Below are 2,234 nucleotides of genomic sequence, written 5' to 3' on the forward strand. Positions count from 1 at the left end.
AGCTAAGCCTTGCAGCGCCGATGGTACTGCACCCGAGGGGGTGTGGGAGAGTAGGACACCGCCGAACACACCCCCCAAAAGGGGGTGACCCAAGAAGGGCCCACACCACCAGGTGCGGGCCCTTCTTCCATTTCCGGCGAGAAATGAATCCCTAGGACAGCTGGTTGCCGGCTCATCAGTCCTGAGTTGGGTCACCGTTCGGCGATTCTTGCATAGGTAGGGGCCGTGACTTGCGGTGATGCCGTGGCTTGGTGCTTCGTTTAGGCACTAAGCGGGACTCTAGGATCGGGGCATGGCGTGGATTGGGCGGGTGCGGACGGCCTCGGGGGCGACCGCGGTGCAGATCGCTGAGTCGGTGGGTGGTCGACGTCGCATCGTGCGGCACGTGGGGTCGGCGCACGATGAAGCCGAGCTTGGGCTGCTGATGGCCCAGGCCAGCAAGCTGCTCCAGGACGATGCCCAGGGGCAGTTGGATCTGGGGCTGTCGCTGCCAGTTCCTTGGGCCGCGATGGTGCCGGCCCCGGCCGAGACGCTGTTCGGGGAGCAGGTCAAGGGCCCGGTGCGGCGCCCGGTGGTGGCCGCGCCTCGCGTGCTGCGAACGTCCTCGGCGTTGCTGTATGAGGCGTTGGCCGGGGTGTACACCGACCTGGGTTTCGACGTCCTGGACGATGAGGTGTTCCGCGACCTGGTCATCGCGCGGGTGGTGGAGCCGACCAGCCTGCTGGACGTGGACCGGGTGCTGGCAGACCTGGGTCGGACCGCGGCCAGCCTGTCGACGCGCAAGCGCACGTTGGGCCGATGCCAGGACGGGGCCTACCGCGACCAGGTCGCCAGACTGTGCTTCGAGCAGGCCCGGGCCAGCGGGGATGTGTCGTTGTGCCTGTACGACGTGACCACGCTGCACTTCGAAGCCGCTGAGGAAGATGCCCTGCGCAAGGTCGGCTACTCCAAGGAACGCCGGGTCGACCCGCAGATCATCGTCGGTCTGCTGGTCGACCGGCACGGTTTCCCGTTGGAGATCGGGTGCTGGGAGGGCAACAAGGCCGAGACGCACACGATCGTGCCGATCATCGAGGCCTTCGCCGCCCGGCACGAGATCGAGGACTTGGTCGTGGTCGCTGACGCCGGGATGCTGTCGGCTGCCAATTTGAAGGCCCTGGATCAGGCCGGGCACACCTTCATCGTCGGGTCCAAGACCACCAAGGCCCCGATCGACCTGGCCTCCCACTTCCGCTGGCACGGGGATGTGTTCACCGACGGCCAGGTCATCGACACCCTGACCCCCAAGGTCGGCAAGAACACCGACAACGACACCGCCAAGCGTCGCGAGCCGGTCTGGGACCCCGAGCAGCACCGCAACTCGTGGCGGGCGGTGTGGTCTTACTCGGCCAAGCGGTTCGCCCGGGACAACAAGACCCTCACCGCCCAGGAGAACCGGGCCCGGGCAGCGATCGAGGGGGACAAACCAGCCCGGACGCCCAGGTTCGTCAAGACACAGACCGACGGACTGGTCCTGGACGAAGCCGCGCTGGCCCGAGCCCGGCGGTTGGCAGGACTCAAAGGCCTGGTCACCAACATCCCGGCCACGGTGCTGCCCGCTGCCGAGGTGATCAGCTCCTATGCCGACCTGTGGCACGTGGAGCACTCCTTCAGGATGTCCAAGAGTGACCTGAGGGCCCGCCCACTGTTCGCCAGACGACGCGACTCCATCGAGGCGCACCTGACCATCGTGTTCACCGCCCTAGCCATCGGCCGCACCGTCCAGGACCGGACCGGCCTGTCGCTACGTCGAGTCCTGCGCCAACTCCGTCCGCTGCGTTCAGCAACGATCCAGGCCAACGGCGCTATCCAGACCCTGCCACCAGCCCTCGGCGACGACGAGCAGGCCGTCCTTGACGACCTCAAACAAGCCAGCTCAAGGCACTAAGCCGCTTGACCCAACTCAGGTCAGTGCCTGGACGTCCGGCGGACGCAGCCATGCACGTGGATGGCGTTGACTCTCTCCGCGGCGTCCTGCGGTGCGCAACCCAGTCAGGAGGATGGTTTCGACCGCCCTACTCCATGACGATCGCGTCTCAGCGGCCGCGCGGGGGCCGAGCCGGCCGCCGACCTGAGTTGGACCTCTGCAGCGGATTTCGGGGTTTCGGCCATGTATCGCGGCTAGTCAGTCGCATTTGGGCGTCGGGTTCGGGGCACTAAAGGCCCGGTAGGATCGCCCGGTGAGCCCGTTCCTG

At 66.8% G+C, this 2,234-nt stretch carries 1 protein-coding gene; it reads left to right on the forward strand.

Annotated features, from left to right (window positions below; translation table 11 throughout):
* Window positions 1-292 precede the first annotated feature (292 nt).
* Window positions 293-1,927, forward strand: coding sequence for an IS1634 family transposase (locus H5397_RS17270; protein ID WP_182818972.1), 1,635 nt, complete (start codon window positions 293-295; stop codon window positions 1,925-1,927).
* The last annotated feature ends 307 nt before the right edge of the window (window positions 1,928-2,234 follow it).

Origin of the sequence: Propioniciclava sp. MC1683 (genome assembly GCF_014164675.1) — a bacterium.
Classification (GTDB): Bacteria; Actinomycetota; Actinomycetes; order Propionibacteriales; family Propionibacteriaceae; genus Propioniciclava.

Excerpts from the sequence above, each read along its gene's own strand:
- H5397_RS17270 (WP_182818972.1), top strand. The coding sequence starts at position 293 with ATGGCGTGGATTGGGCGGGTGCGGACGGCCTCGGGGGCGACCGCGGTG.